The sequence below is a fragment of the Streptomyces sp. PT12 genome, assembly GCF_003311645.1.
Classification (GTDB): domain Bacteria; phylum Actinomycetota; class Actinomycetes; order Streptomycetales; family Streptomycetaceae; genus Streptomyces.
In genome coordinates this window covers 1-886 of record NZ_QEST01000100.1, presented here as the reverse complement: position 1 = coordinate 886, position 886 = coordinate 1, and the positions used below count along the sequence as shown (strand labels likewise).

Below are 886 nucleotides of genomic sequence, written 5' to 3'. Positions count from 1 at the left end.
TCGGCCTTGAGCAGCCGGGGCGTTGGGGCGGGCTGGTCGATCTGCCCGCCGAGCTGGACGACCGGGCGCTGACCCGACTTGCCAGTGTGCTGAACGGCATTGAGGATCAGGTGGCTATTCGGCCTTCTGGTGTTTTTGCTCGGCGTCTGGTGCGTGCGCCGTTTGGTGTGGTGCGGGGTAGGTGGTTGCCGCGGGGGACGGTGTTGGTGACGGGTGGTACGGGTGCGTTGGGGCGGCGTGTGGGTGAGTGGTTGTTGGGTTTGGGTGCGGAGGAGGTGGTTTTGGCTAGTCGGAGTGGTGGTGTGGTTGGTGGTCTTCCTGCGGGTGTGCGGGTGGTGGCGTGTGATGTTGCGGATCGTGCGTCGGTGGCGGCGTTGCTGGATGGGCTTCCGGGTCTTACGGCGGTGGTGCATGCGGCTGGGGTGAGTCGGAGTACGGTGCTTGCCGATCTTTCGGCGGAGGAGTTGTCGGAGGTGATGGCGGCGAAGGCGGCTGGTGCTGCGCATCTTGATGAGTTGTTGGGTGAGCGGGAGTTGGATGCGTTTGTGTTGTTTTCCTCGGTGGCGGGTGTGTGGGGGAGTGGTGCGGGTGGTGCGTATTCGGCGGCGAATGCGTTTTTGGATGGTGTGGCGGAGCGTCGTCGGGCTCGTGGTTTGAGGGCGACGTCGATTGCCTGGGGTCCGTGGGGTGGGGGTGGTATGGCTGAGGTCGAGGGGGATGGGCTGCGCAGGCGTGGTTTGCGTTCTCTGGCTCCTGAGGTGGCTATCGCGGCGCTTCAGCGGGCGTTGGATGAGGACCTGACGTGTCTGACCGTCGCTGATGTCGACTGGTCCGTCTTCGCCCCGGCCTTCACCGCCGCCAGGCCACGCCCCCTGATCAGCGAACT

At 65.3% G+C, this 886-nt stretch carries 1 protein-coding gene; it reads left to right on the top strand.

Annotated features, from left to right (window positions below):
* The coding region (locus tag DEH69_RS12005) for a beta-ketoacyl reductase (RefSeq protein WP_113686938.1) at positions 1-886 on the top strand (886 nt) is incomplete at both ends.